The sequence below is a fragment of the Streptomyces sp. NPDC033174 genome, assembly GCF_055577795.1.
The window spans coordinates 260353-283950 of sequence record NZ_JBVIPQ010000002.1 but is presented as its reverse complement, the minus strand read 5'-3'; the positions used below and the strand labels follow the sequence as shown (position 1 = coordinate 283950).

The window sequence follows — 23598 nt, the reverse complement described above, 5'->3', positions numbered from 1 at the left end:
GTCGCGCACGGCCGGGGGCGGCGTCAGCCCTTGGAGCAGCTCGGCAGCGCGGCGGTGTCGCCCTTGCGGAGCTTCTCCAGCGACTTCGTCGCGTCGTCGATCGTGTCGACCTTGATCAGCGTCAGACCGTCGGGGGTGTCGGAGGCGGCGGACGCGCAGTTGTCGGCCGGGGTCATGAAGTACCGCGCGCCGGCGTTGCGGGCGGCCACCAGCTTCATCTCGATACCGCCGATGGGGCCGACCTGGCCCTTCTCGTCGATGGTGCCCGTGCCGGCGATGAACTTCCCGCCGGTCAGGTCTCCGGGCGTCAGCTTGTCGACGATGGCGAGCGAGAACATCAGACCGGCACTCGGGCCGCCCACGTCCTCCAGCTTGATGTCGATGGTGAAGGGGAAGACATGATCGGTCCCCGCCCGGATGCCGACGATCGCGTGGTCCGCCTCGGGTGACTTCATCGTGGTGATGGTGACCTTGCGGGTGGCGGTGGGCTGCTTGCCGGTCTTCTCGGCGGCGGCCGCCTCCTTCGCCGTGACGATCGTGAAGACGACCTTCTCGCCGGGCTTGCGCTTGACCACCTGCGCGGCGACGTCGTCGGGCTGCTTCACCGCCACGCCGTCGACCGCCTTGATGACATCGCCCGCGTGCAGGATCCCCTCGGAGGGGCTGTCCTTCTGGACGGTGGCGACGACGACCCGGGTGGAGACGGGGACGCCCAGCTCTCCGAGGGCCGCGGCCTTCGCGCTCTCCTGGGACTGGCTGAACTCCTCGGCGTTCTCCTGAGTGGACTGCTCCTCGGTCTTGCCGTCCGGGTAGAGCGTGTCGTGCGGGACCACGACGCCGTCGTGGGCCAGCCAGCCGTATACGGCCTCGACCAGGTTCATTCTGTAGCCCGCACCGGTGACCCGCACGGTGGTCATATTGAGGTGACCGGTGGTGGGGTACGTCTGGTGGCCGGAGATCTGGAGCACGGGCTCACCGTCGGCTTCGCCGAGGGTGTTGTACGTCGGGCCCGGGCTCATCTCGGAGTACGGCACTGGAAAGAAGACGCCCACACAGAGCAGGGTGATCAGAACGAGAGTGGAGGCGAGCATCGTCGCAGTGCGGCGTGGCATGGAACGACAGTACGGGACGGGTCTGCGCGCGCGCTGTCGGGGCGGTCCGTACGAGGCGGCCGGCCGGGGAAGGGGCCGGAGACGTGGCAACTGCGTACGGTGGCTCCGCCGTCAGGCAGGTCCGGTACCGGAATGGGTCTTCTCCATCGCGTCCCGGAAGCGCGCGTAGCCGGCGAGTTCGGCGATGTCTTCGGTGGTGCGGTTCCGCGAGGCCCAGCCGGCCCATATCGCCGCGCCGATGACAGTGAAAAGCGGAATCAACAACCAGGCGAGCGCTGCCATCCCGTCCTCCCATCCCCACATGAGCGACCATCCGAGTGACCGCAACGAGTGATCAGCAGATTAGCGATCCGCTGCTACAACGCTGCTGCCCGGGGTCCGGTTACGCAAATCGGGGCGGATGCACCCGGAGTGTGTTTCGGGGGACGAATCCCCTGGTCGCAGGGAGGAGACGCCTCGGCGGTCCCCCGCCCTCCCCCGGCCTTCGGCGGGGGACCCCGGTCAGTGCCTGGGGCTCAACAAGCTCCGACCCACTCCTCGGTGCCATCGGAGAACGTCTGGTGCTTCCAGATCGGCACCTCGTGCTTGAGGTCGTCGATCAGCTTGCGGCAGGCCTCGAAGGCCTCTCCGCGGTGCGGACACGAGACGGCGACGACGACGGCCAGATCGCCGACCCGCAGATCACCCACACGATGGACGGCGGCCAGGGCGCGGACCGGATAGTCGGCGACGACCTTCTCCGCGACGCGGCGCATCTCGGCCTCGGCCGTGGGGTGGCACGAGTAGCCCAGGGCGTCGACATCGGCGCCTCCGTCGTGGTTGCGCACGGTGCCGACGAAGAGCGTGGTGCCACCCGCGGCCTCGTCGCCGACGGCCCGGAAGACCTCGTCGAGGGAGAGCGGGGTGTCACGGATCGCCAGCAGCCGGATGGGGTCCGCTGCCGCCTGCTCGCCGGGGTGCTCGTTCGTGCGTGCCATGCGGTCCATGGTGCCCCACGGCACTGACATCCCGGAATAGCGTTTTCGACCGGCGGTCGGGACCCTCCGTAGGAGGGTCCTACAGGCCCCGGCGCTTGCGGGCCCGCCGCACCACGGCGGCCGCGCCGAGGAGCGCGACGGTCGCACCCGCGGCTCCGGCGGCGGTCGCGTCCTTGCGGCCGAGACGGCGCCCGGCGACCGTGTGCCGGCCCTCCACCTCTTCGAGCAGCGCCGCCAGCACTTCCTCGTTGGTCCACCGGGGCCGCCATCCCGCGTCGTGGAGCCGCCCGACGCTGACCACCCACGGGTGCATCGTGTAGGCGAGATCACCGGCCGGGGACGGGGTCAGACCGATCCGGTGCAGCCGGGCGGCGGCGCCGAGGGCGACGGCCGAGGGCAGCTCCATCCGGCGGATGCCGCTGAGCTCCTCCACCTCCTCCTGCTCCAGCCAGCCGTCGCAGCCGACGGCGAACTCCCCCTCGACCTTCTCCAGCGCGGCGTACTCCAGAGCGCTGACCAGGTCCTCGACATGGCAGAACTGCCAGGTGGGGCGGGATCCAGCGACCACGAGGAGGCGCGGCGACTCGAAGTAGCGGGTGAGGGCGGTGTCGGTACCGCCGACCAAGACGGCGGGCCGTACGACGGTCACCTGGAGACCGGGATGGGCGCGGGGCGCACGGCGGCCCAGACGCTCGATCTCCAGGAGGTCGCCGACGCCGGTGGCCTCGGCGGTCGCCTTGAGCTCGGCGTCCTCGGACAGAGGGATGTCGTTGTCGGGCAGGGCGCCGTAGACCATGGCCGAGGTGCACAGGACGACCCGGTGCACGCCCGCCGCGGCCGCCGCGGTCAGGACGGTCTGGGCGCCCCGGACGTTGTACGCGGTGCGTGCGGCCGCGTCGGTCTCCAGATCGAGATCGAGGGCCAGGTGCACGACGACGTCGGCGCCGCGCAGCTTCTCGGCGATGGCCGGGTCGCGGACGTCCAGGATGTGCCACTGAGCCTCGGGGATGTCCCCCCGCCGCTCGTCGATGGCGATGACCTGCTTGATCTCCTCCGACGCGGCGAGGCGCCGGGTCAGCAGCTCGCCGACGCCGGTGGCGGCGCCGGTGACCGCGACGACGGGGCCGCGTCCTCGCGACCTGGTTGAGAGGTTTCGCGCTGCGCGAACCTGCGGATCTGGGGAACTCACCGGGCGTCTCCAGCGGTTGTCTTCAGTACGTACGTGAATGACGCGTGCGTACCAGGTGGCGTCCATCCTGCCGCAGGCCAAGAGCCGACGGAGCACTGAGGCCTTATCCGGTCTCCATGTCTACGCTGGGTGGTGTTGTCGGGCAGCCGCCGTCGGCAGGAAGCCGGCGGCCCTACGAGCCGAGGAAACCCGTGAGTGACACCCCATTCGGATTCGGCCTTCCGCCGGAGGAGCCGGAGAACGGCGACGAGGGCAAGAAGAAGGACCCCGCCGGCGGTGGCCAGGGTTCCGGTGACCCCTTCGGGTTCGGCGGCCTTCCGGGCGGCGCGGACAATCCGTTCGCGGCGATGTTCGGCTCTCTGAACCCCAATGACCTCGGTGCGGCCTTCCAGCAGCTCGGCCAGATGCTGAGCTACGAGGGCGGTCCCGTGAACTGGGACATGGCCAAGCAGATCGCACGCCAGACCGTCGCGCAGGGCACCGCCGACGGCACCAAGGACGCCAGTGTCGGCCCGGCCGAGAAGTCCGCGGTCCAGGAGGCAGTGCGTCTCGCCGATCTGTGGCTGGACGGCGCGACCTCGCTGCCTTCGGGTGCGAGCACGGCCGTGGCCTGGAGCCGCGCGGAGTGGGTCGAGGCGACGCTGCCGGCCTGGCAGCAGCTGGTGGACCCGGTTGCCGAGCGTGTGGGCGCCGCGATGGGCGATGTGCTGCCCGAGGAGATGCAGGCCATGGCGGGCCCGCTGATCGGCATGATGCGCTCGATGGGCGGCGCCATGTTCGGCCAGCAGATCGGGCAGGCGGTCGGTGTCCTCGCGGGAGAGGTCGTCGGCTCCACCGATGTCGGGCTGCCGCTCGGACCGGCCGGGAAGGCCGCGCTGCTTCCGCTGAACATCGAGGTCTTCGGCAAGGACCTCGGGGTCCCGAAGGACGAGGTGCGGCTCTACCTGGCCCTGCGCGAGGCCGCCCACCAGCGGCTCTTCGCACACGTTCCGTGGCTGCGCTCGCATCTGTTCGGCGCTGTCGAGGCGTACGCGCGCGGGATCAAGGTCGACACCTCCAAGCTGGAGGACGCGGTCGGCCAGCTCGACCCGACCCACCCGGAGCAGCTGCAGGAGGCGCTTCAGCAAGGCATGTTCCAGCCGGAGGACACGCCCGAGCAGAAGGCTTCGCTGGCCCGTCTCGAGACGGCACTCGCCCTGGTCGAGGGATGGGTGGACGCGGTGGTGCACGAGGCCGCCAAGTCCCGGCTGACCTCGGCGGACGCGCTGCGCGAGACCCTGCGCAGGCGGCGTGCCACGGGCGGCCCGGCCGAGCAGACGTTCGCGACCCTGATCGGTCTCCAGCTGCGTCCCCGCCGGCTGCGGGACGCCTCGCGCCTGTGGGCGTCACTCACGGACGCACGGGGCGTGGACGGCCGTGACGATCTCTGGGGCCACCCGGACATGCTTCCGACGGCGACGGACCTTGACGACCCCGACGGCTTCGTGCACCGCGAGCAGCTCGACTTCTCCGAGATCGACAAGATGCTCGGCGAGGCGGCGCAGCGCGACGGCGACGACGGCGGCAAGCGGGACGAGGGCGACGACAAGAAGTGAGCCTGCACGAAGACGCCGTCCTCGTACTGAAGGCGTACGAGGACCAGGAGGAGCTGCGCCGCGACTATCTGGATCACCTGGCGGCGCACGCGGACGGGATGTGGAAGGCCTGTGAGGCCGGCCATCTCACGGCGAGCGCGCTGGTGATCGATCCGGAGCGCGAGCGGGTTCTGCTGACCCTGCACAAGAAGCTGGGCATGTGGTTGCAGATGGGCGGCCACTGCGAACCGGGGGACCCGACCCTCGCGGCGGCCGCGCTGCGCGAGGCCACCGAGGAGTCCGGCATCCAGGGACTGTCCCTGCTCCCGGGCGGCCCTGCGCGGCTCGACCGGCATCCCATTCCGGCGCCCTGCAACTGGCACCTGGACGTGCAGTACGCGGCGCTCGCGCCGTCGGACGCGGTGGAGCAGATCAGCGACGAGTCCCTGGACCTGCGCTGGTTCCGTTACGACGAGGTGGCGGCCGTGGCCGACGCGTCGGTCGTACGGCTGGTGGAGGCCGCGCGAGCGACGCTCCGATAGGACGCAGCTGTAAGGGGCGGTCGTCCTGATGACCGCCCCTTACCCATTACGCTCAGTTCCAGGCGTTGTTCTGGTTCTGCGCATGGGCGCCGTGCTGGCCGGCACCGAACTGGGCCCGCAGGCCCTGCCCGATCTCGGCGTTCTGCGGCGGCATGACCTCGCTCGGCTGGACCAGGGCGAAGCCCTGTCCGAGGAAGCTCAGCTCCCAGCCCTCACCGGTGTTGCCGCGTCGGCGCATGACACCGGAGGAGTGCGTCTGGGCCTGCATCTGGACCCGCAGCCCCGACGACCAGGCGACGATCGCGTCGGCGTCGGCGTTGACGTACTTGTCCGGGGTGACCTGCATCATCAGCGGCTGACCGGAGGTCATCAGGGCGACCTTGCCCCGGCCGGAAATGTTGAGCTGGTACTTGCCGGAACCGGAGATCCCGTACTGGCTGTCCACGGCGATGACTTCGGTGTGCAGGGTGGAGTCGAGCGCCAGCACATAGGCGCTGTCGACGGTCATGCCCTCCTGCTCGATGTCCACGACGTGGATGTACTGGGCCAGGTTGGCGAAGTAGACCGTGCCCTGCCCGGAGCAGCGCATCAGATCGAGGCCCTCCCCGGTCCTGGCGCGGGCGTTGCGCTGGCTGTTCGTCCGGTACTCGCCGTCGAAGTCGACGAGACCCTGGTAGGCGACCATGGCGCCCTTGCGGGCGAGGATGTCGTCCTGACCCGTCAGGGAGACGCGCAGCATCTGCGGGTTCTGGACGACGTACCGGTCCTGGCTCTGCTGCTCGGCGTAGTTGAAAAGCGGGCTCTGCATGGTGTGTTCTCGTCCCCCCTCAGTGCCGGATCCGCAGGCGGTCCGTACTGTCCTCGCTCGGCTGTACGACGACGATGCCCTGTCCGGAGAAGGCCATCTGGTACGCCTCTCCGCTGCCCCGCCCGATGAGCGAGGAGGCCTTGAAGCTGCGCTTGCCCTTGACCTTCAGGGACGGCGACCAGGCGACGAGGGCGTCGGGGTCCACGTACGTCTCGTCCTCACCGCGACCGCAGTCGACGACGATCGGGGTGCCGCGCGAGGTCAGGGCGACCCAGCCGGTGCCCGCGATCTGCACGTTCCACAGGCCCTGTCCGGCGAACTTGGCCAGGCCCTTGACCCGCTCGACGCCCCACTGGAGGTGGGCGTCGAAGGCCAGCAGATTGGTTCCGTTGACGGAGAGCGAATCGTTGTTGAGGTTGATGACGACCACGTCGGCGCCGTAGTCCGCGAGGTAGAGCAGACCGTCGCCGGAGCACTTCATGAGGGGCGCGCCCTCACCGGAGATCCACTGGGAGGCGATCTGGCGGACGGCGGGCGGGTTGGGCTCGTACTGCACGAACCCTTCGTAGGCGACCATCGAGCCGGTGCGTGCCAACAGGTCCTGGCCCGAGGCCATGGCGACCTTGAGCATGGAGCGGCCGTGGTTCTCCATCCGCGCCACGGTCGGGGTCGGGGCGTAGCCCGCGAGTTGCTGGTTCATTCTTCGGGCTCCCTCAGACCTCGTACGGCTGGACGACGATGAAGTTGCCGGGGGCGCCCCGGAACTGCAGGTTGACGGTCTCTCCGCTGTGTCCCGGGTAGGCGTTGCGGCGGAGCCTGACCTGGCTGGAGAGGATCACCTGCGAGGCCGCGGACCAGGCGACGACGGCGTTGCAGTCGGCGAAGGTGGTCGGCGTGACCGGGAGCACCACGGGGACACCGTGGGTCTTCACGACGACGGTGCCGGTGCCCTGGAACAGCATGGTGAACAGCGCGCCGCCGGGGATGCCGTGGCCCTCGATCCTGCGGACCTCGTGCTGGAGCGACTCGTCGAAGGCGAGCACGTTCTCGGCGGAGACGCAGATGCCGTCGCCCTGGAGCTCGATGGGGTGCAGATGCGCGCCGTTCTCGGCGAGGAACACCTGGCCCCGGCCGGTACAGCGCATCAGCTGCATCTCCTGGCCGGTGGCGTTGCCGACGATCCGGCCGGCGAAACCGGCGCCCTTGTAGCCGAATTCGACCTTGCCCTGGTACATGACCATGCTGCCCTGCCGGGCGAGGACGGGAACCCCGCCCATGGCGAGGTCGACCCGCATGAGCTGCTGGTTCTGCGGGGTCCAGCGCTGGCCGGTGGCGGCTTCCTTGTACGGCTGGAGCGCGGCCGCGAGACCGGCGCCGGGCTGCTGGGGAACGCCCTGGGGCATCCCGCCGGGCGGCATACCGACCGGGGGCTGCTGGCCGAACTGCGGCTGTCCGTACGGGGCCGGTGCGGGCTGTCCGTACGGCGCGGGCGCGGCGGGCGGCTGGCCCTGGCCGGGCACCTGTCCGAACTGTGGCTGCGGAGGCTGGCCGTACGGCGACGGCGCGGCCGGCGGAGCGAGCGGCGCCGCGATCGTCGGCGCGGCGTGCATCTGCTGCGGGGCCGGGGCGGGAGAGGGCGCCGGTGCGGCAGGAGCGCCGAACGAGGGGGCGGGCCCCGGCGCCTGGGGCACCGCGGGAGCACCGAACGCCGGAGCGGGCGCGGCGGCCTGCGGCGGCGGGGAGAACCCCGGTGCGCCCTGCGGAGCCTGCGCGGCCGGCTCCTCCTCGGCGACCTCGCCGCCGAAGTTCTTCAGGAGCGCCTCGAGTCCGCCGTCGAAGCCCTGGCCTACGGCGGCGAACCGCCATACGTCCTTGAGGTAGAAGTCGCCGAGCATCACCGCACGCTCGGTGGTGAACTCCGAGCCGTTGAAGGAGTACCGGACGACCTCTTCGCCGCCGGCGACGATCCGGATGTGGCCGGGGCCGATCTGCGACATCTGCCCGGCGCCGTCGACGGTCGCGGTGAACGACAGCTTGTGGATGTTCGCCGGGATGCGGTCCAGGGTGACGCGGAAGGACTCGGTGTCACCGGCCTGCGCGCCGAGGAGCTGGACGGACTCCTCCGGCGATTTCGGCTGGTTGAAGAAGATGAAATACCGGTCGTCGGACAGCTGCTCGTTGGCGTCGAGCCCGAAGCAGCTGATGTCGAAGGTCAGCCCGGGTGCCGCGATCTGCACGCCCACGTACAGGTCGGTCCCAGGTGTGAGATCACTGATCTTGGCCTTGTGGCCGCGTTGGAATTCCCTGGCCATGCGTAACGACCGTCCCCCATCCCGAAATGTGAATGCGTCGCGCCAGGCTAACGGCTGTCCGCGACATTGAGCCAAGTCGGTACAGGTTCGGTACAGGATTGACGGTTGTCACTCTCCGCGAGCGGCCGGCAGATGCGGCAACCGGTCGGCGGCGACGACGCCTTCGAGGTACCCGCGAGCCCGCTCGGTGCGCGGGTACGCCTCGAGGAGCCGCCAGAAGTCCGGCCCGTGACCGGGAACGAGCAGATGGGCGAGCTCGTGGAGCAGCACGTAGTCGACGACGTACTCGGGCATCCCCTGGAGCCGGTGCGACAGCCGGATGCTGCCCTCCGACGGAGTGCATGAGCCCCAGCGGGTGTTCTGGTTGGTCACCCAGCGGACGGATGCGGGCCGCGCCCGCCCGCCGAAGTACTGGGAGGACAACCGCTCGGCGCGCTCGCCGAGTTCGCTGTCACCGAGGACGCGCTTGCTCTCCTGGGCGGCCAGCTTGTCGAGCATCACGGTCACCCAGCGATGCTCTTCGGCCTCCGACATCCGGGCGGGGATGAGCACGATGGTCCGGTCGCCCTCCCGGTAGGCGGAGACCGTTCTCCTCCGCCGGGAGCTTCTTCGGACCTCGACCGCACTCGTCCCCGACCCGCGGGGCGGTTGCTTTGTCACGCTGCGTTGTGGGTCGGCGGGCACGCCCCGACGTTACCCGCTGTCAGCACGGGAAGTCCCGCCTCCGGGACGGTTCGGCCATGATCCACCCAAGTCGTGCACCATTTGAACGACTAATACCCCCACCCTGTGGATAACTTTCCGCACCGTTCCCGGCGGCCGTGCATTCTGACAACGGAGGTCGCGCCAGGACGATCACCGATGATGATCCACGAAGGGCACGGGGCGGATATGCATCCGATGATCAAGCCGGCACTGCGGCGGGCCTGGCGGAATCTTCAGTATGTGCAGTTCGGCGCGACACCCGCCCACGCGGTGGTCGTCGGGCCGGTGGACACCACCACCGGCAGCCTGATCGACCTGCTCGACGGGACGCGCGGAGTGGAGTTGCTTCGCGAGGAGGGCCGGGCACTGGGGCTGCCCGATGGACAGGTGGACTCCCTGCTCGGCCGGCTGACCGCGGCCGGGCTGCTCCTCGACGCGGACGGCGGGCGGCACCGGGGTGAGGCGTCACGGCACGGGCAGGGCGCACTCGATCCGCTGTGCGCCGATCTCGCGTCGCTCTCGGTCGTCGCTCCGGAACCGGACGGCGCCGCGCGGCGATGGTCGGCGCGGCGCACGACGCGGGTCCAGGTCCGGGGGGCCGGGCGGGTCGGCGCGGCGGTCGCGGCCCTGCTCTCCGCGTCGGGGGTGGGGCGGGTGGAAGTGCTCGACAGTGGTGTGGTGGAGCCCTGGGACGTGTCGCCGGGCGGGCTGCCGGCGGACGCGGTGGGTGAGCGGAGGGCGGTGGCGGCCCGGCGGGTGGTGGGCCGGTGCGCGCCGGGAGGGCGGGTGCCCCGGGCGAGGCAGGCTGCCGACGGACCGGACGGCGACACCGATCGGGGGCTCTCGCTGATCGTGGTCGCGCCGAGGGACGGCCTGGCCGCGTATCTCCCCGATCCGAGGGCCGCCGAGGAGTGGATCGCGACCGGCGTTCCCCATCTGTACGCGGGGGTGCTCGAGGCGACCGGGGTGGTGGGCCCCCTGGTTCTGCCCGGGGGCACGGCCTGCGCGGGGTGCGGGGAGCGGACGCGGACCGATCGGGAGCCGGTGTGGCCCCGGATGCTGGCGCAGTGGCGGTCGGGCCGGCGCAGTGCGGTCCCGGCCTGCGATCTGGGGCTGGCGACGGCGGTGGCCGGACTGACGGCGGCACACGCGCTGTCGTTCCTGGACGGCGAGCTGCCGGCGAGTACGGGCACGCGGTGGGAGACCTCGCTGCCGTTGCTGGAGTGGCGGGCGGAGCGCATGGTGCCGCATCAGGAGTGCCCGTGCGGGGCGGCTGGTGGCAGACAGGGGGAGCGCGTCTCGGAAGCGGGAGCGGCGCAGGACACAATGGCGGGGTAACGGCCGTACGCGGCACGGCAGTCTGGGATTTGGAGGGGCTTCATGTCTGATCTTCCCCGGAAGGCGGTCACCCGGACCGCCAAGTTGGCCGCGTTGCCCCTGGGCTTCGCCGGGCGGGCCACGTGGGGCCTGGGCAAGCGGATCGGCGGCAAGTCCGCGGAGATCGTCGCCCGCGAACTGCAACAGCGCACCGCGGAGCAGCTGTTCCGGGTCCTCGGGGAGCTGAAGGGGGGCGCGATGAAGCTCGGGCAGGCCCTGTCCGTCTTCGAGTCCGCGCTGCCGGAGGAGGTGGCGGGTCCGTATCGCGCGGCACTCACCAAGCTCCAGGAGGCCGCCCCGCCGATGCCGACGCGCACGGTCCACGCGGTACTGGAGGAGCGGCTGGGCGCACAGTGGCGGGAGCTGTTCCTGGAGTTCGAGGACAAGCCCTCGGCGGCGGCCTCCATCGGCCAGGTGCACCGGGCGGTGTGGCACGACGGCCGCGAGGTGGCGGTGAAGGTGCAGTACCCCGGGGCCGGTGAGGCGCTGCTCTCGGACCTGACCCAGCTGAGCCGGTTCGCCCGGCTCCTGGGTCCGCTCATTCCCGGGATGGACATCAAGCCCCTGATCACGGAGCTGCGCGACCGGGTGTCGGAGGAGCTGGACTACGCGCTGGAGGCACAGGCGCAGCGGGAACACGCGGCGGAGTTCGCGGACGACCCGCATGTGGTGGTGCCCGGTGTGGTGCACCAGTGCGAGCAGGTCCTGGTGACCGAGTGGATCGAGGGCATACCGCTCGCCGAGGTGATCGCTGACGGCACACCGGAGCAGCGGGACCGCGCCGGACAGCTGCTGGCCCGCTTCCTCTTCTCGGGGCCGGCGCGCACGGGGCTGCTGCACGCGGACCCGCACCCGGGCAACTTCCGGCTGCTCCCGGCCGGCGAAGAAGCTGAGGACGGCGAGGACGGGGAGCGGGGTCCGGAGAGCTGGCGGCTGGGAGTACTTGACTTCGGCACCGTCGACCGGCTGCCGGGCGGGCTGCCCGCGACGATCGGAACCTGTCTGCGGATGACACTGGAGGGCGAGGCCGAAACGGTCTACGAACTGCTCCGTGCTGAGGGGTTCGTCAAGGAGAGCATCGACCTCGATCCGGAAGCCGTACTGGAGTACCTGCTGCCGATCATCGAGCCGGCGGAGGCCGGCGAATTCGCCTTCACGCGGAGCTGGCTCCGGAACCAGGCCGCCCGGATAGCCGATCCGCGCTCGCCGGCACACCAGTTGGGCAAGCAGCTGAATCTGCCGCCGTCGTATCTGCTGATACACCGTGTGACCTTGAGCACGATCGGGGTGCTCTGCCAGCTGAACGCCACGGTCCGGCTGCGCGACGAGCTGGAGGAGTGGCTGCCGGGGTTCCTCCCGGCGGAGGCCGAGCCCGAGCCGGAGCTCGTGCCGGACGCGGGGCCGGCGACAGGGGTGGAGCCGGCGACGGAGGTGGCGGGCGGCTGACCCGCCGTCACCACCAGGCCGAGTCGAGCCTGCCCTCGATGGCCCTGATGTTCGCGCGGGCGCAGTCGTCGCAGATGTACTGGCGGGCGCCGTTCTCCACCGAGCAGGTCCAGGTCACCGGGGTGCCCTCGGCGACCGCGCCGCAGCAGGCACACGCGATGATCTCGTCGGGGGCCGGGGCGTCCTCCCCGGAGTCACTACTCAGCACTCTGGAGACGATAACCCGGCTCGGCGCGGGGGCCGGGGCAACGCACCGCGGGGGCCGGTCCGTTCGGACCGGCCCCCGCGGGGTCTGTGCTCAGGGGTGAGTGCGCGGGGCACTCAGTGCATGACGGCCATGGCCAGGGCGCGGCGGGCGCGCAGTGACACACGCTCGGCTCGCCGCTGCATGCGCCGGGCGGCGATCAGGCGCACGGCCTGGCGTTCCGCGTCGGCTTCCCTCATGCGGTCGTGCATATGCGCGCGAGCCAGGGCTTCTGGAATGAGTTGCATTTCGCGGGTCCTGTTCTGACGCGAGGCGTTCGCGCCGATGGTGGTGACGTTCGGGGTGGCGGAGCCGGACGGCTCGCTGGTGGAAGAGGTCATGGGAGCCAGCTTCTGGGGATCGTGCGTGAGGGGTCGGTCGATGGTTCCGGTGGTGTTCATGCCGCGACCGGGTTCTTGCGCGGGCGGCCACGCGGCCGCTTGCGGGCCACGACGACACCCTGGACGAACAGCTCGCCGCCCCAGACGCCCCACGGCTCGCGCCGCTCCTTGGCGCCCGCCAGGCAGGCCTCCATCAGCGGGCAGGTGCGGCAGAGGGACTTGGCGTACTCGACGTCCGCCGGCGACTCGGCGAAGAAGACCTCCGGGTCGTAGGCACGGCAGGGGACGGGTACGCCGAGGTTCTCGATGGCGTCGTCGAGCGCGGTGAGCGCGGTGAGGGGGGTCAAGGTGGAGTCCTCCGTGAGACCGGGCGGGGGAAGCGTTTCGGAAGGCGGTACGGACGGGGCGTGCGCTTCGAGTTGCACGGTGTTGTTTTCCTCGTCTGGTCGTTCCGGCCTGTTGGCCGGTGGGTGGTCCCCCCGACGGGGCCGGGGGAGGCTGGTACCGGTCTTGCTGGTCCCGTGGCGCCTGTCGCTCTGCTCGGCCCGTTCGGGCAAAACAGAAGGGCCGCGGATCCCGGGTGGGGTTCCGCGGCCCTGAAGGCGCCGATCTGATCATGGATCAGACTGGATCACTCCAGGGTTCGAGCCCACGGAAGGCCCACTTCGTGTCGTACTGCGTCGTCTGCTGCTTGGTTTCGGCACCGGTCGCCGCAAAGGCATGGGCCTTCTTGGCCTCGCCCGCTGCTACTCCTGCTTCCAGTGCCTTGGTCGGTCGCTCATTGCGCTCCAGGACGGGAAGAGCCGCCAGGAGGGACGCCGGACGCACGGCTGCGAAGCCGGGCATACCGGTGCCGATGAACGCCGAGCCGGAGAGGCCGAGCGAGCAGGTGGAGACGACGGAGCGATCGGTCATTTTGGCGGTGCGGATGCTGGTGCTGGTGGTGTAGCTGATCACTGGAATCGCCTCCTCTCGGCGTCTCTGGGGGATCGGGGTGAGCCGGTCCCGCGCGTATTCGGATAAGTACAGCACGGAGACAGGGCTTCAGAGAAGCCGCTGTTTCCGTGGTTAAGAACCTATGGGGCTTCCCGGGGCGGGCGCAAACTATTTTTTCGACGAGTTTTCATCAGCCCTCGTCGTCGGCTCCTCCAACCTCTTCACCTGCGCAGATGGCGAGAACATCGGCGCCGAAGCGGTCCAGCTTGCGGGCGCCGACCCCGGAGATGCCGGCGAGCTCACCGTCGGTGGACGGGACGGCCTCGGCGATCGCCATCAGCGTCTTGTCGGTGAACACGCAGTAGGCCGGCTGGCCGAGCTCCTTGGCCTGCTCGGATCGCCACTCGCGCAGCCGCTCGTACAGCGCCTCGTCCATGTCGGAGGGGCAGTCCTCGCAGCGCATCAGTTTCATCTCGCCGGCGTCGGTGAGCGTGGTGCCGCAGACCCGGCACAGCACTGGCCCCCGGCGCTTGCGCCGGCTGCCGCTCCCGCTCCCGCTGCCGCCACCGCGTTCGATACCGCCGGCCCCGCCCGCGCCACGGCCGCCGAGGGCTCCGGAGCCGGGCCGCAGCCCGTTGAGGAAGCGCGTCGGGCGGCGCGAGGCCCGGCCGCCGGGCGACCGGGAGACGGCCCACGACAGGGAGAGGTGGAGCCGGGCGCGGGTGACGCCCACGTACAGCAGGCGGCGCTCCTCCTCCACCTGTTCGTCGGTCTTGGCGTAGGTGATCGGCATCATGCCCTCGGTCAGGCCGACCAGGAACACCGCGTCCCACTCCAGGCCCTTCGCGGCGTGCAGCGAGGCGAGGGTGACGCCCTGGACGGTCGGGGCGTGCTGGGCGGCGGCCCGCTCGTCCAGCTCCGCGACCAGATCGCCGAGGGTCGCCTCGGGCTTGATCCGCACGAAGTCCTCCGCGAGCCGGACCAGCGCCGCGAGGGATTCCCAGCGGTCCCGGACGGCGCCCGAGCCGGCCGGCGGCTCCGTGGTCCACCCCTTGGTGGAGAGGACCGCCCGGACCTGCGAGGGAAGGGTGTCGACGTCGTCGAGCAACGAGTCGTTGCCACCGGCGCGGGCGGCGCCGCGCAGGGCGACCCCGGCTTCCCGCACCTCGGGCCGGTCGAAGAAGCGCTCGGCGCCGCGCAGCTGGTAGGGCACGCCGGCGTCGGCCAGGGCCTGCTCATAGACCTCGGACTGGGCGTTGACCCGGTAGAGGACGGCGATCTCTCCGGCCGGGACCCCTGCGGCGATGAGGTCGCGGATGCGCCGGGCGGTGCCCTCGGCCTCGGCGGGCTCGTCGCCGTACTCGGTGTAGGCCGGCTCGGGGCCGGGGTCGCACTGCGAGATCAGCTCCAGGCGGTGCTCGGCGGCGCGGCCGCGGGCCTGGCTGAGCAGGCCGTTGGCCAGGTGCACGACCTGGGGGGTGGAGCGGTAGTCGCGGACCAGTTTCACGACGGTCGCGTTCGGATGGCGGGTGCGGAAGTTCAGCAGATGGTCCGGGGTGGCGCCGGTGAACGAGTAGATCGTCTGACTGGCGTCGCCGACGACGCAGAGGCTGTCCCGGTCACCGAGCCACAGATCGAGGAGCCGCTGCTGGAGCGGGGACACGTCCTGGTACTCGTCCACGACGAAGTGCTGGTACTGGCGGCGGATCTGATCGGCGATGTCGTGCCGATCCTGGAGGATGCCGACCGTGAGGAGCAGCACATCCTCGAAGTCGATCACCGAACGGTCCCGCTTGAGCTGTTCGTAGAGCGCATAGATCTGGCCGATTTCGGCCGGGTCGCGCGGAGCGTCGCGGTGGGACTTGGCGACGGCCGCCGGATAGTCGGCGGGAACGGTCTGGGTGACCTTCGCCCACTCGATCTCGCTGGTCACATCGCGGAGCTCATTGCGGTCGAGGCGGATACGGCAGCGCGCGGCGGCCTCGGCGACCAGCTGGACCTTGCGCTCCAGCAGACGCGGAAGATCCCCACCGACGACTTTCGGCCAGAAGTACTGGAGCTGGCGCAGGGCGGCGGAGTGGAACGTGCGGGCCTGGACGCCCCCCGCGCCGAGCTGGCGGAGCCGGCCGCGCATCTCGCCCGCGGCACGGTTGGTGAACGTGACGGCCAGCACACTGCCGGGCTGGAGTATCCCGGACCGCACGCCGTAGGCGATGCGGTGGGTGATCGCCCGCGTCTTGCCGGTGCCTGCGCCCGCCAGCACGCACACCGGGCCGCTCAGCGCCAGGGCGACCTCGCGCTGCTCGGGGTCGAGCCCGTCGAGGACGGCGTCCGCCGTCTCGGGGACCGGTGGGAAGAGAGTGGAGTGCGTTGCTGCTGTCACCCCGCCATGCTGCCAGGTTCACAGGGGTCGGTGCGGCGCGTTGTCCACAGGCTTCACGGCGTGGTCGTACTAACACCCCGGTCGTCACCCTGGGTCGTCCCGCTGTCGTCCATCGTGGTCCTCCTCGTACGGGAATGGCGGCGACGCCACGTACGTTCAGTCTGGGAGCGACCTACCCAGCGAACAGAGGAGCGCCAGCAATGCAGGGGACTGTGACGATGTACAGCACCACGTGGTGCGGCTACTGCCGTCGGCTGAAGAGCCAGATGGACCGTGAGGGCATCGCGTACACCGAGATCAACATCGAGCAGGACCCGGAGTCGGCCGCGTTCGTGGAGAAGGCGAACGGCGGCAACCAGACCGTTCCGACCGTTCTCTTCGGTGACGGTTCGACGCTGACGAACCCGTCGCTGGCGCAGGTCAAGCAGAAGATCGCCGTCTGAGCGACGACCGCCGGTCGTCCTCGGTACCGAAAACCCCCGCCCGGAGCGTTCCGGAGCGGGGGTTTCGCGTACTGCTCCGGCGCGGCCCGTCAGGCCAGGTCGCCGGGCTTCGGCAGCGGCTTGCCGTACCAGAGCTCGATCAGCCGGGACGCGATCGAGATCCCGTACGGCGGCAGCACCTCGCCGGACTCGAAGGCCGCGGTCAGGTCCTCCCGGGAGAACCAGCGCGCCTCGTGGATCTCCTCGCCGTCCACATTGATCTCCGACGAGGTGGCGCGCGCCATGAAGCCCAGCATCAGGCTGGAGGGGAAGGGCCACGGCTGGCTCGCGACGTACTCGACCTCGCCGACCGTGACACCGGCCTCCTCGAAGACCTCCCGGGCCACCGACTGCTCGATCGACTCGCCCGGCTCGACGAAGCCCGCGAGGGTCGAGAAGCGGCCCTCCGGCCAGTGCACCTGGCGGCCGAGGAGCGCGCGGTCCTGGTCGTCCGTGACCAGCATGATCACGGCCGGGTCGGTCCGGGGGTAGTGCTCGGCGCCGCAGGCCTGGCAGCGGCGGATGTGCCCGGCGGCGGCGATCACGGTGCGCTCGCCGCAGCGCGAGCAGAAGCGGTGGAGGCGCTGCCAGTTCTCCAGGGCCACGGCGTGGACCATCAGACCGGCGTCCCGGGGCGACAGCAGGAGGCCCGCCTCCCGCAGACCGGCCGGGCGGGCCGACTGGTCCATGCGGCCCGGCAGGGAGTCCTTCTGCAGCGCGAAGTACCGGACACCGTCCGCGTCCGTGCCGAGGAAGTACCGATGGGTCTCGGTGACCGGGGCCTCGAAGGCCGGGGTCATGACCAGCTCGGTCCGGCCGTCCGGGGTGTCGTCGATCAGCACCTGGCCGCCCGAGACCACGAAGACCCGCGTCGTCGGGTGGCTCCAGGCCGCCGCCAGCCAGGCCTCGTCGAGCCGGTGGTGTGCCACGCGGTCGATGCCGCTCGGGGCGGTCAGGCCGATCGGACGGTGCCCGGCCTCGTTACTGATGGTGCTCACGGTACTTCCAACTCCCCCGGATCGTTGTGGGTCCAGCATTCAGCGGAGTGCGGCGGCGGACAGGTCGCCCCACAGGTGGGCGGTGGCCTCCACGCCCTTGAACAGAAGGTCCAGTTCGACCTTCTCGTTCGGCGCGTGCCAGCTGTCGGACGGCACGGAGATCCCCAGGAACAGTACGGGTGCCTCCAGGACGTCCTGGAGGTCGGCCGCCGGTCCGGAGCCTCCCTCGCGCGTGAAGCGGATCTTCGCTCCGTCGAAGGCCAGGCTCATCGCGCGTGCGACGGACTGCAGCGCGGGGTGGTCGAGGGGGGTCAGGCAGGGGCGGGTCGGCGCGCCGAAGGTGATCTCGTGGCGGATGCCCGCCGGGACGCGAGCCGCGAGCCAGTCCCGCACGGCGAGCTCGATCTTGTCCGGGTCCTGGCCCGCCACCAGCCGGAAAGAGATCTTCAGCTGGGCGGAGGCCGGGACGATTGTCTTGCCGCCGGGGCCCTGGTAGCCACCGCCGATGCCGTTGACCTCGGCGGTGGGGCGGGCCCAGACCCGCTCCAGGGTGGAGTAGCCGGCCTCGCCCAGGGTGCCGCGGGACTTGGCGGTGGTCAGCCACGTCTCCTCGTCGAAGGGGAGCTCGGCGATCAGCCGGCGCTCGGCGTCGTTGAGCGGCGCGACACCGTCGTAGAAGCCGGGGATCGCGACCTGTTCGTTCTCGTCGTGCAGCGCGGCGACCAGACGGCCGGCGACGGTGGCCGGGTTGGGCACCGCGCCCCCGAACGAACCGGAGTGGATGTCCTGGTCGGGGCCGTACAGCTCGATCTCGCAGTCGGCGACGCCGCGCATTCCGGTGCAGACGGTCGGGGTCTCCTCCGACCACATGCCGGTGTCCGAGACGATCACCACGTCGGCGGCGAGGCGGCCCGCGCGGGCCTCCACGAGAGCGCGGAAGTGCGGGGAGCCGGACTCCTCCTCACCCTCGACGAGCAGCTTGAGGTTGACGGCCGGGGCCGTGCGGCCGGTCGCCGCGAGGTGGGCGCGGACCCCGAGCGTGTGGAAGAAGACCTGGCCCTTGTCGTCGGCGGCGCCCCTGCCGTACATCCGGCCGTCCTTGATCACCGGCTCGAACGGGTCGGTGTGCCAGCCGTCCTCGACGGCGGCGGGCTGGACGTCGTGGTGACCGTAGACGAGGACGGTCGGGGCGGACGGGTCCCCGGAGGGCCACTCGGCGAAGACGGCGGGCGCGCCGTCGGTCTCCCACACCTCGACCGTCGTGAACCCCGTCTCCGACAGCTTCGCGGCCAGCCACTCGGCACTGCGCCGTACGTCCGGGGCACGGTCGGGCCGGGCCGACACGGACGGGATGCGCAGCCACGCGGCGAGGTCGTCGAGGAAGGCGGCGCGGTGCTGCTCGATGTACGTGCGTACGGCCTGGGTCGGTGCGGTCTGGACGGCGCTGTCCGGGGTGTCGCTCATGCTCCTGAGCCTATCCGGCGTCGGGGGTGGCCCGGCCGGGCGTCCCGGTCAGCAGGATGCGCTCCAGCTGCGGGCGGTCGGGCAGGCGCTCGGGGCGGACCACTTCGCCGGTGCGTACGTAGACGAAGGCGGCGGTCACCTCGTGCGGCGGGAGGTCGTGCTGCTCGGCCCAGGCGAGCCGGTACAGCGCGAGCTGGAGCGGGTCGGCGGTCCGGGAGCGGTTGGTCTTCCAGTCGACGATCTCGTACGCGCCGGTGGTCTCGTCCCGGTAGACGGCGTCTATCCGGCCCCTGACGACGCGGCCCCCGAGGACGAGCTGGAACGGCGCCTCCACGCGGTGGGGGACGCGGTGGGCGTACGGGGTCCGCTCGAAGGCGTCCTTGAGCGCGGCGAGGTCGCGCTCGTCGGCGATCTCCGGCTCATCGGCGAACGCCTCCTCACCGGGGAGCTCGTCGGGACCGAGCATGGGCAGCGGCAGCGCCTCGAACCGCGACTCCACCCACGCGTGGAACCGCGTGCCACGGCGGGCGGCGGGCTGCGGAGGCCTGGGCATGGGGCGTGCCAGCTCCTCGGCGAAGCCGTCGGGGTCGGCGGCGAGCCGGACGAGCTGGGAGGCGGACAGGGAGGCGGGGAGCGGGACGTCCCGGCTGGTGGCACGGGCACGCCGGAGCTCGGTGGTGAGGGCCTCCAGGTCCCGGTCCCAGGACTCGATGGTGCGCGCGTCCTCGGGGGTGAGCCGGGGAGCACGGCGGGGAGCCCGCCGGGGGGCGGGGACGTCGGGGGGCGCGGCGGCCCCGGGACGCCGGGGTCGCGGCGGCTCGGGCAGTACCGGCTCGGACGGTGTCTGCTCGGGCAGTACCGGCTCGGGCGGTGTCTGCTCGGGCAGTACCGGCTCGGACGGTGTCTGCTCGGGGAACGTCGAGGTCCAGGCGTCCCAGTCGGAGCGGGTGAGGTCGTCCGTCCCTTCGGAGATCTCATGCGGTCCGTGGGTGTCGTACGGCTCGTCGATCCCTGTCCCGGGGTCGTACGGCTCGGAGTCGTACGGCTCGTCGGGCTCTGATTCGAAGTCGTACGGCTCGGAGGCGTACAGGTCGGAGTCGTACGGGTCGGAGTCGTACGGCTCGTGATCGTCCGCCTCGGTGTCGCGCGGCTCGGACAGATACGCCAGGACCGTGTCCGCCGCCGCCCGGCGGCGCTCCAGGGAGGCCGGGTCCAGAGGGAGCGGCCAGGCCTGGGAGGAGCCGGAGTCCCGCAGGGAGGGGTTTTCGGCGTCCTTGTCCGGCTCGTCCGCCCAAAACTCGATCTCACCGAAGCCGGCCGCGCAGTGGTCGTAGAGGGCGTGGAGGAACGGCGACGGGCCCCGGGGGCGCTTCTGGGACGGCCCCCACCAGTGGGCGGAGCCAAGGAGCAGGGAGCGGGGGCGGGTGAAGGTGACATAGCCGAGGCGGAGCTCCTCGGTGTGCTGATGCGCCTTCATGGCGTCCTTGAACGCCGCCAGGGACCTGGCGTCCCAGCTGTCGACCGACGGCAGCGTCGGGGCGTCCCCGCGCAGGGCGTGCGGGAGCACCTGCGGCTGGGACGTCCAGGATTCGCGGGACCTGGCGCTGGGGAACTGCGTCGCCACCAGGCCCGGTACCGCGACGACATCCCACTCCAGTCCCTTGGACTTGTGGGCGGTGAGGACCTTGACGGTGTTCTCGCCGCCCGGGAGGGCGTTGTCCAGGCCCTTTTCGTACTGGGCGGCGGTCCGCAGGAAGCCGAGGAACGCGAGCAGGGTCGCGTCGCCGTCCAGGGACGCGAAACCCGCCGCTATGTCCAGGAAGTTGGAGAGGGTCTCGCGGCGACGGGCCGCCAGCGCGTGCGGGGACGCGGAGAGTTCGACCTCCAGGCCGGTCGTGGCGAGGACCCGGTGCAGGACGTCCATCAGGGGATCGGCCAGGGAGCGGCGCAGGTCACGCAGCTCGGTGGCGAGGCGGGCGAAGCGGACGCGGGCCTCGGCCGAGAAGGGCAGACCGTCGACGTCGCTTCCGCCGCCCGCGCCGATGAAGGTGTCCAGGGCGTCGGCGAGGGAGATCACCTCGGCCGGGTCGACGCCCTCGACCGCGGACGCGAGGCGCTCGTCGGGGTCGTCCGTGCCGGCCGGGGCGCGGTGGACGAGCAGCCGGGCCCGGCGGCCGAGCAGGGCCAAATCCCGGGCGCCGATGCGCCAGCGCGGTCCGGTGAGGAGCCGGACGAGCGAGGCGTTGGCGCCGGGGTCCTGGAGGACTTCGCAGACCGCGACGAGGTCGGCGATCTCGGGCAGGTGCAGCAGCCCGGACAGCCCGACCACCTCGACCGGGACGTCCCGGGCCACCAGGGCGGCCTGGATGGCCGGGAAGTCCGTCGCCGTACGGCACAGGACGGCGATCTCGCCCGGTTCCTTTCCCGTACGCACGAGGTGGGCGATCGAACCGGCGAGCCAGTCGATCTCCTCCGCGTGGGTGGGCAGAAGGGCGATGCGGACGACACCGTCGCGCTCCGCGCCGGGGGCCGGGCGCAGCGCCTCCACGCCCGCGTGCATGGCGCGGAGCGGCTCGGCGAGGCCGTTGGCGAGGTCGAGGAGGCGGCCGCCGCTGCGGCGGTTCTCACTGAGCGAGAAGCGGGTGGCGGGGCTGCCGTCGGCGTACGGGAAGTGGGCGGGGAAGTCGTCGAGGTTGGCGACGGACGCGCCGCGCCAGCCGTAGATCGCCTGGCAGGGGTCGCCGACGGCGGTGACGGCGTGGCCCGTACCGGACCCGAAGAGGCCCGACAGCAGCAGCCGCTGGGCGACGGACGTGTCCTGGTACTCGTCGAGGAGGACGACCCGGAACTCGTCACGCAGGATCGCCCCCACCTCGGGGCGGGTCGTCGCCAGCTCCGCGGACAGCGCGATCTGGTCGCCGAAGTCGAGGAGGTCGCGGGCGCGCTTCGCCGCGCGGTAGCGGACGACGAGGTCGAGCAGTTCACGGCGTGCCGCGGCGGCCTCGGGGAGCTTGCGCAGATCGGCGTTGGTGAGCTTGGCGCGGGCGAGGCCGGCGAGGAGGTCGGAGTCGTACGCGAGGAGGTCGGCGGGGCGGACGAGATGTTCCGCGAGCTCGGCGTCGAGGGCGAGGAGGTCGCTGACGAGGGTGGGGAACGACTTGGTCAGCGCGGGGTACGGGCCGGGGGCCTCACGGAGCACGCGCGCGGCGAGCTGATAGCGGGTGGCGTCGGCGAGGAGGCGGGCGGTGGGCTCCAGGCCGATGCGCAGGCCGTGGTCGGTCAGGAGCTGTCCGGCGAAGGCGTGGTAGGTGGAGATGCGCGGCTCACCGGGCGGATTGTCCGGGTCGATGACGTCGGGGTCGGTCACCCCGGCCCGTACGAGCGCCTTGCGGACGCGCTCGGCCAGCTCGCCCGCCGCCTTGTTGGTGAACGTGAGACCGAGCACCTGCTCGGGGGCGACCTGGCCCGTGCCGACCAGCCAGACCACGCGGGCGGCCATCACCGTCGTCTTCCCGGAGCCGGCTCCGGCCACGATGACCTGCGGGGCGGGCGGCGCGGTGATGCAGGCCGTCTGCTCCGGGGTGAACGGGATACCGAGGAGCTCCTTGAGCTGCTCGGGGTCGATGAGGCGTGGGGTCACCTCAGAGAGGCTAACGGGGGCCACTGACACTCTCCGCCGGTGTCCATGGTCCCGCGCGCGCCAGCCGCCCCGCGTCCACCGGCGTCGCGGGGATCGGCCGCCCGGCGGGCCCCGGTTCAGACGGCGGCGCTTCAGACGCACCGGTTCAGACTGCGGCGGTTCAGACGCCCCGGTTCAGACCGCGGCGGTTCAGACGCCCCAGGTTCAGACAGCGGCGCCGGTGCCCTGGTCGAGTTTGCTCACGTCGACGGTCTCGTCCGCCGGGGGCACCGCCACCGACACCGGCTTGTTGAAGGCCGAGAGGACCAAGGTGCCGGGCTCGTCGCCGCCCGCCTTGACGATCTTCACGATGTACGGTTTGCCGGTCTTGGCGACCGACACCGTGGTCTTCTCGCCGTCGGCCTTCTTCTTCACCAGCGTGGCGACCGGGCGGCCGGCGACCTTGGCGTCGGGGCCCCTGGTCAGGCCACGGCGGTGGGCCTTGTCCTTGTCCAGGTCCGCCAGCAGGGCCTTCAGGTCGCACACCCCGGCCAGCTCCTCACCCGCCTCACCGCCGGCGATCTTCAGCCAGCGGCCCTTCAGAAGCTCGATCGTGGCGTCCGCCTGCTGGTCCGGGACGCCCTCGGCTCCCATGGAGACCCGCCAGAACTTCTCGTCGCCCTTCAGATAGGCGACCTTGTGGAGCTTGCGCAGCTCGGCGGTGCCGCCCTCGGTCTTCAGGGTTCCCTCGCACTCACCCGTGGCCGCGAGGGAGAAGTCGACTGCCAGGGGCTGCCCGTCCGACTCGATGCGCCCGGTCATCCGCAAGGACTTCGCGGCCTGGGTGGTCTTGACGGCCCTGTCCCCGATCTCGTCGGCGCTCAGGCCCTTGAACGGATCGGGGGCGTACGCGCTCGCGGCGGCGGCCACCCGCAGGTCCCGCGCGCCGGCACCGGCGGCGGTCGCGCTGTTCCCGCTGGTGGCGAAGCCGGTCACAGCGGCCATCGCAACCGCACACCCGACGGTCGCGGCCCGGAGCTCCCACTTGCGCGCCATGGGGCCCTCCTCACAGTTCCCCACACCAAGGGT

The 23598-nt window shown here is 71.3% G+C and carries 22 protein-coding genes; 5 read left to right on the top strand and 17 right to left on the bottom strand.

Translation table 11 applies throughout. The features are described from left to right. Positions 1–23: 23 nt before the first annotated feature. From ACZ5VC_RS07575 to ACZ5VC_RS07560, 4 genes are all read right to left on the bottom strand, one after another. Positions 24–1112, bottom strand: a complete 1089-nt coding sequence (locus tag ACZ5VC_RS07575) for a YlbL family protein (protein ID WP_469119181.1) — start codon at positions 1110–1112, stop codon at positions 24–26. Positions 1113–1223: 111 nt separating this feature from the next. Then, on the bottom strand, positions 1224–1394 hold the full coding sequence (locus ACZ5VC_RS07570; protein ID WP_469119180.1) for a hypothetical protein: 171 nt from the start codon (positions 1392–1394) through the stop codon (positions 1224–1226). 233 nt (positions 1395–1627) lie between these two features. Beyond that, the gene (locus ACZ5VC_RS07565) at positions 1628–2089 is read right to left on the bottom strand and encodes a molybdenum cofactor biosynthesis protein MoaE (protein WP_469119179.1); all 462 of its coding nucleotides are present in this window, start codon (positions 2087–2089) and stop codon (positions 1628–1630) included. A gap of 79 nt (positions 2090–2168) precedes the next feature. Further along, a complete protein-coding gene (locus ACZ5VC_RS07560; RefSeq protein ID WP_469119178.1) occupies positions 2169–3278 on the bottom strand; it encodes an SDR family oxidoreductase in 1110 nt (369 codons plus the stop codon). Between the two features lie 191 nt (positions 3279–3469). On the opposite strand from ACZ5VC_RS07560, the gene ACZ5VC_RS07555 reads away from it, so the two are divergent. Both ACZ5VC_RS07555 and ACZ5VC_RS07550 read left to right on the top strand, forming a co-directional pair. Next, positions 3470–4873, top strand: coding sequence for a zinc-dependent metalloprotease (locus ACZ5VC_RS07555; RefSeq protein WP_469119177.1), 1404 nt, complete (start codon positions 3470–3472; stop codon positions 4871–4873). Beyond that, a complete protein-coding gene (locus ACZ5VC_RS07550) occupies positions 4870–5394 on the top strand; it encodes an NUDIX hydrolase (RefSeq protein ID WP_469119176.1) in 525 nt (174 codons plus the stop codon). Before ACZ5VC_RS07555 ends, ACZ5VC_RS07550 begins: the two co-directional genes overlap by 4 nt. Before the next feature lie 52 nt (positions 5395–5446). On the opposite strand, the gene ACZ5VC_RS07545 is transcribed toward ACZ5VC_RS07550, so the two are convergent. The 4 genes from ACZ5VC_RS07545 to ACZ5VC_RS07530 all read right to left on the bottom strand — a co-directional run bounded on the left by ACZ5VC_RS07545 (position 5447) and on the right by ACZ5VC_RS07530 (position 9198). Continuing rightward, entirely contained in the window at positions 5447–6202 is a 756-nt protein-coding gene (locus ACZ5VC_RS07545) for an AIM24 family protein (RefSeq protein WP_468707312.1), read from the bottom strand. A gap of 19 nt (positions 6203–6221) precedes the next feature. Further along, the gene (locus ACZ5VC_RS07540) at positions 6222–6902 is read right to left on the bottom strand and encodes an AIM24 family protein (RefSeq protein WP_469119175.1); all 681 of its coding nucleotides are present in this window, start codon (positions 6900–6902) and stop codon (positions 6222–6224) included. A 13-nt stretch (positions 6903–6915) separates the two neighbouring features. Next, positions 6916–8514: a TerD family protein gene (locus ACZ5VC_RS07535; RefSeq protein ID WP_469119174.1), complete on the bottom strand. Its 1599-nt coding sequence runs from the start codon at positions 8512–8514 to the stop codon at positions 6916–6918. Between the two features lie 108 nt (positions 8515–8622). Beyond that, positions 8623–9198, bottom strand: a complete 576-nt coding sequence (locus ACZ5VC_RS07530) for a M48 metallopeptidase family protein (protein WP_469119173.1) — start codon at positions 9196–9198, stop codon at positions 8623–8625. A 207-nt stretch (positions 9199–9405) separates the two neighbouring features. On the opposite strand from ACZ5VC_RS07530, the gene ACZ5VC_RS07525 reads away from it, so the two are divergent. Continuing rightward, entirely contained in the window at positions 9406–10557 is a 1152-nt protein-coding gene (locus ACZ5VC_RS07525; RefSeq protein WP_469119172.1) for a ThiF family adenylyltransferase, read from the top strand. Positions 10558–10599: 42 nt separating this feature from the next. Continuing rightward, positions 10600–12042, top strand: coding sequence for an ABC1 kinase family protein (locus tag ACZ5VC_RS07520; protein WP_469119171.1), 1443 nt, complete (start codon positions 10600–10602; stop codon positions 12040–12042). A gap of 7 nt (positions 12043–12049) precedes the next feature. Here ACZ5VC_RS07520 and ACZ5VC_RS07515 read toward each other — a convergent pair whose 3' ends face one another. The 5 genes from ACZ5VC_RS07515 to ACZ5VC_RS07495 form a co-directional block, all read right to left on the bottom strand. Beyond that, complete coding sequence (locus ACZ5VC_RS07515) at positions 12050–12247, bottom strand: hypothetical protein (protein WP_468707448.1); 198 nt, start codon at positions 12245–12247, stop codon at positions 12050–12052. Positions 12248–12363: 116 nt separating this feature from the next. Beyond that, positions 12364–12687, bottom strand: coding sequence for a hypothetical protein (locus ACZ5VC_RS07510; RefSeq protein ID WP_469119170.1), 324 nt, complete (start codon positions 12685–12687; stop codon positions 12364–12366). Further along, positions 12684–13052 carry a WhiB family transcriptional regulator gene (locus ACZ5VC_RS07505; RefSeq protein ID WP_468707326.1) on the bottom strand — a complete coding sequence of 123 codons (369 nt, stop codon included), beginning with the start codon at positions 13050–13052 and terminating at the stop codon, positions 12684–12686. Before ACZ5VC_RS07505 ends, ACZ5VC_RS07510 begins: the two co-directional genes overlap by 4 nt. 196 nt (positions 13053–13248) lie before the next feature. Further along, positions 13249–13584: a hypothetical protein gene (locus ACZ5VC_RS07500; protein ID WP_469119169.1), complete on the bottom strand. Its 336-nt coding sequence runs from the start codon at positions 13582–13584 to the stop codon at positions 13249–13251. A 169-nt stretch (positions 13585–13753) separates the two neighbouring features. Further along, on the bottom strand, positions 13754–15946 hold the full coding sequence (locus tag ACZ5VC_RS07495; protein ID WP_469119168.1) for an ATP-dependent DNA helicase UvrD2: 2193 nt from the start codon (positions 15944–15946) through the stop codon (positions 13754–13756). A gap of 200 nt (positions 15947–16146) precedes the next feature. On the opposite strand from ACZ5VC_RS07495, the gene ACZ5VC_RS07490 reads away from it, so the two are divergent. Further along, positions 16147–16389, top strand: coding sequence for a mycoredoxin (locus ACZ5VC_RS07490; RefSeq protein WP_468707331.1), 243 nt, complete (start codon positions 16147–16149; stop codon positions 16387–16389). An 89-nt stretch (positions 16390–16478) separates the two neighbouring features. On the opposite strand, the gene nudC is transcribed toward ACZ5VC_RS07490, so the two are convergent. From nudC to ACZ5VC_RS07470, 4 genes are all read right to left on the bottom strand, one after another. Then, positions 16479–17426, bottom strand: a complete 948-nt coding sequence (gene nudC, locus ACZ5VC_RS07485; protein WP_469119167.1) for an NAD(+) diphosphatase — start codon at positions 17424–17426, stop codon at positions 16479–16481. 39 nt (positions 17427–17465) lie between these two features. Then, the gene (locus ACZ5VC_RS07480; protein WP_469119166.1) at positions 17466–18890 is read right to left on the bottom strand and encodes a dipeptidase; all 1425 of its coding nucleotides are present in this window, start codon (positions 18888–18890) and stop codon (positions 17466–17468) included. A 10-nt stretch (positions 18891–18900) separates the two neighbouring features. Then, positions 18901–22530, bottom strand: a complete 3630-nt coding sequence (locus ACZ5VC_RS07475; RefSeq protein ID WP_469119165.1) for an ATP-dependent helicase — start codon at positions 22528–22530, stop codon at positions 18901–18903. Between the two features lie 204 nt (positions 22531–22734). Continuing rightward, positions 22735–23565 (bottom strand): hypothetical protein, encoded by an 831-nt coding sequence (locus ACZ5VC_RS07470; RefSeq protein WP_469119164.1) that lies wholly within the window; start codon positions 23563–23565, stop codon positions 22735–22737. Positions 23566–23598 lie beyond the last annotated feature (33 nt).

Excerpts from the sequence above, each read along its gene's own strand:
- ACZ5VC_RS07545 (WP_468707312.1), bottom strand. The coding sequence starts at position 6,202 with ATGCAGAGCCCGCTTTTCAACTACGCCGAGCAGCAGAGCCAGGACCGG.
- ACZ5VC_RS07565 (WP_469119179.1), bottom strand. The coding sequence starts at position 2,089 with ATGGCACGCACGAACGAGCACCCCGGCGAGCAGGCGGCAGCGGACCCC.
- ACZ5VC_RS07520 (WP_469119171.1), top strand. The coding sequence starts at position 10,600 with ATGTCTGATCTTCCCCGGAAGGCGGTCACCCGGACCGCCAAGTTGGCC.
- ACZ5VC_RS07480 (WP_469119166.1), bottom strand. The coding sequence starts at position 18,890 with ATGAGCGACACCCCGGACAGCGCCGTCCAGACCGCACCGACCCAGGCC.
- ACZ5VC_RS07535 (WP_469119174.1), bottom strand. The coding sequence starts at position 8,514 with ATGGCCAGGGAATTCCAACGCGGCCACAAGGCCAAGATCAGTGATCTC.
- ACZ5VC_RS07540 (WP_469119175.1), bottom strand. The coding sequence starts at position 6,902 with ATGAACCAGCAACTCGCGGGCTACGCCCCGACCCCGACCGTGGCGCGG.
- ACZ5VC_RS07470 (WP_469119164.1), bottom strand. The coding sequence starts at position 23,565 with ATGGCGCGCAAGTGGGAGCTCCGGGCCGCGACCGTCGGGTGTGCGGTT.
- ACZ5VC_RS07575 (WP_469119181.1), bottom strand. The coding sequence starts at position 1,112 with ATGCCACGCCGCACTGCGACGATGCTCGCCTCCACTCTCGTTCTGATC.
- ACZ5VC_RS07510 (WP_469119170.1), bottom strand. The coding sequence starts at position 12,687 with ATGAACACCACCGGAACCATCGACCGACCCCTCACGCACGATCCCCAG.
- ACZ5VC_RS07490 (WP_468707331.1), top strand. The coding sequence starts at position 16,147 with ATGCAGGGGACTGTGACGATGTACAGCACCACGTGGTGCGGCTACTGC.
- ACZ5VC_RS07525 (WP_469119172.1), top strand. The coding sequence starts at position 9,406 with ATGCATCCGATGATCAAGCCGGCACTGCGGCGGGCCTGGCGGAATCTT.
- ACZ5VC_RS07570 (WP_469119180.1), bottom strand. The coding sequence starts at position 1,394 with ATGGCAGCGCTCGCCTGGTTGTTGATTCCGCTTTTCACTGTCATCGGC.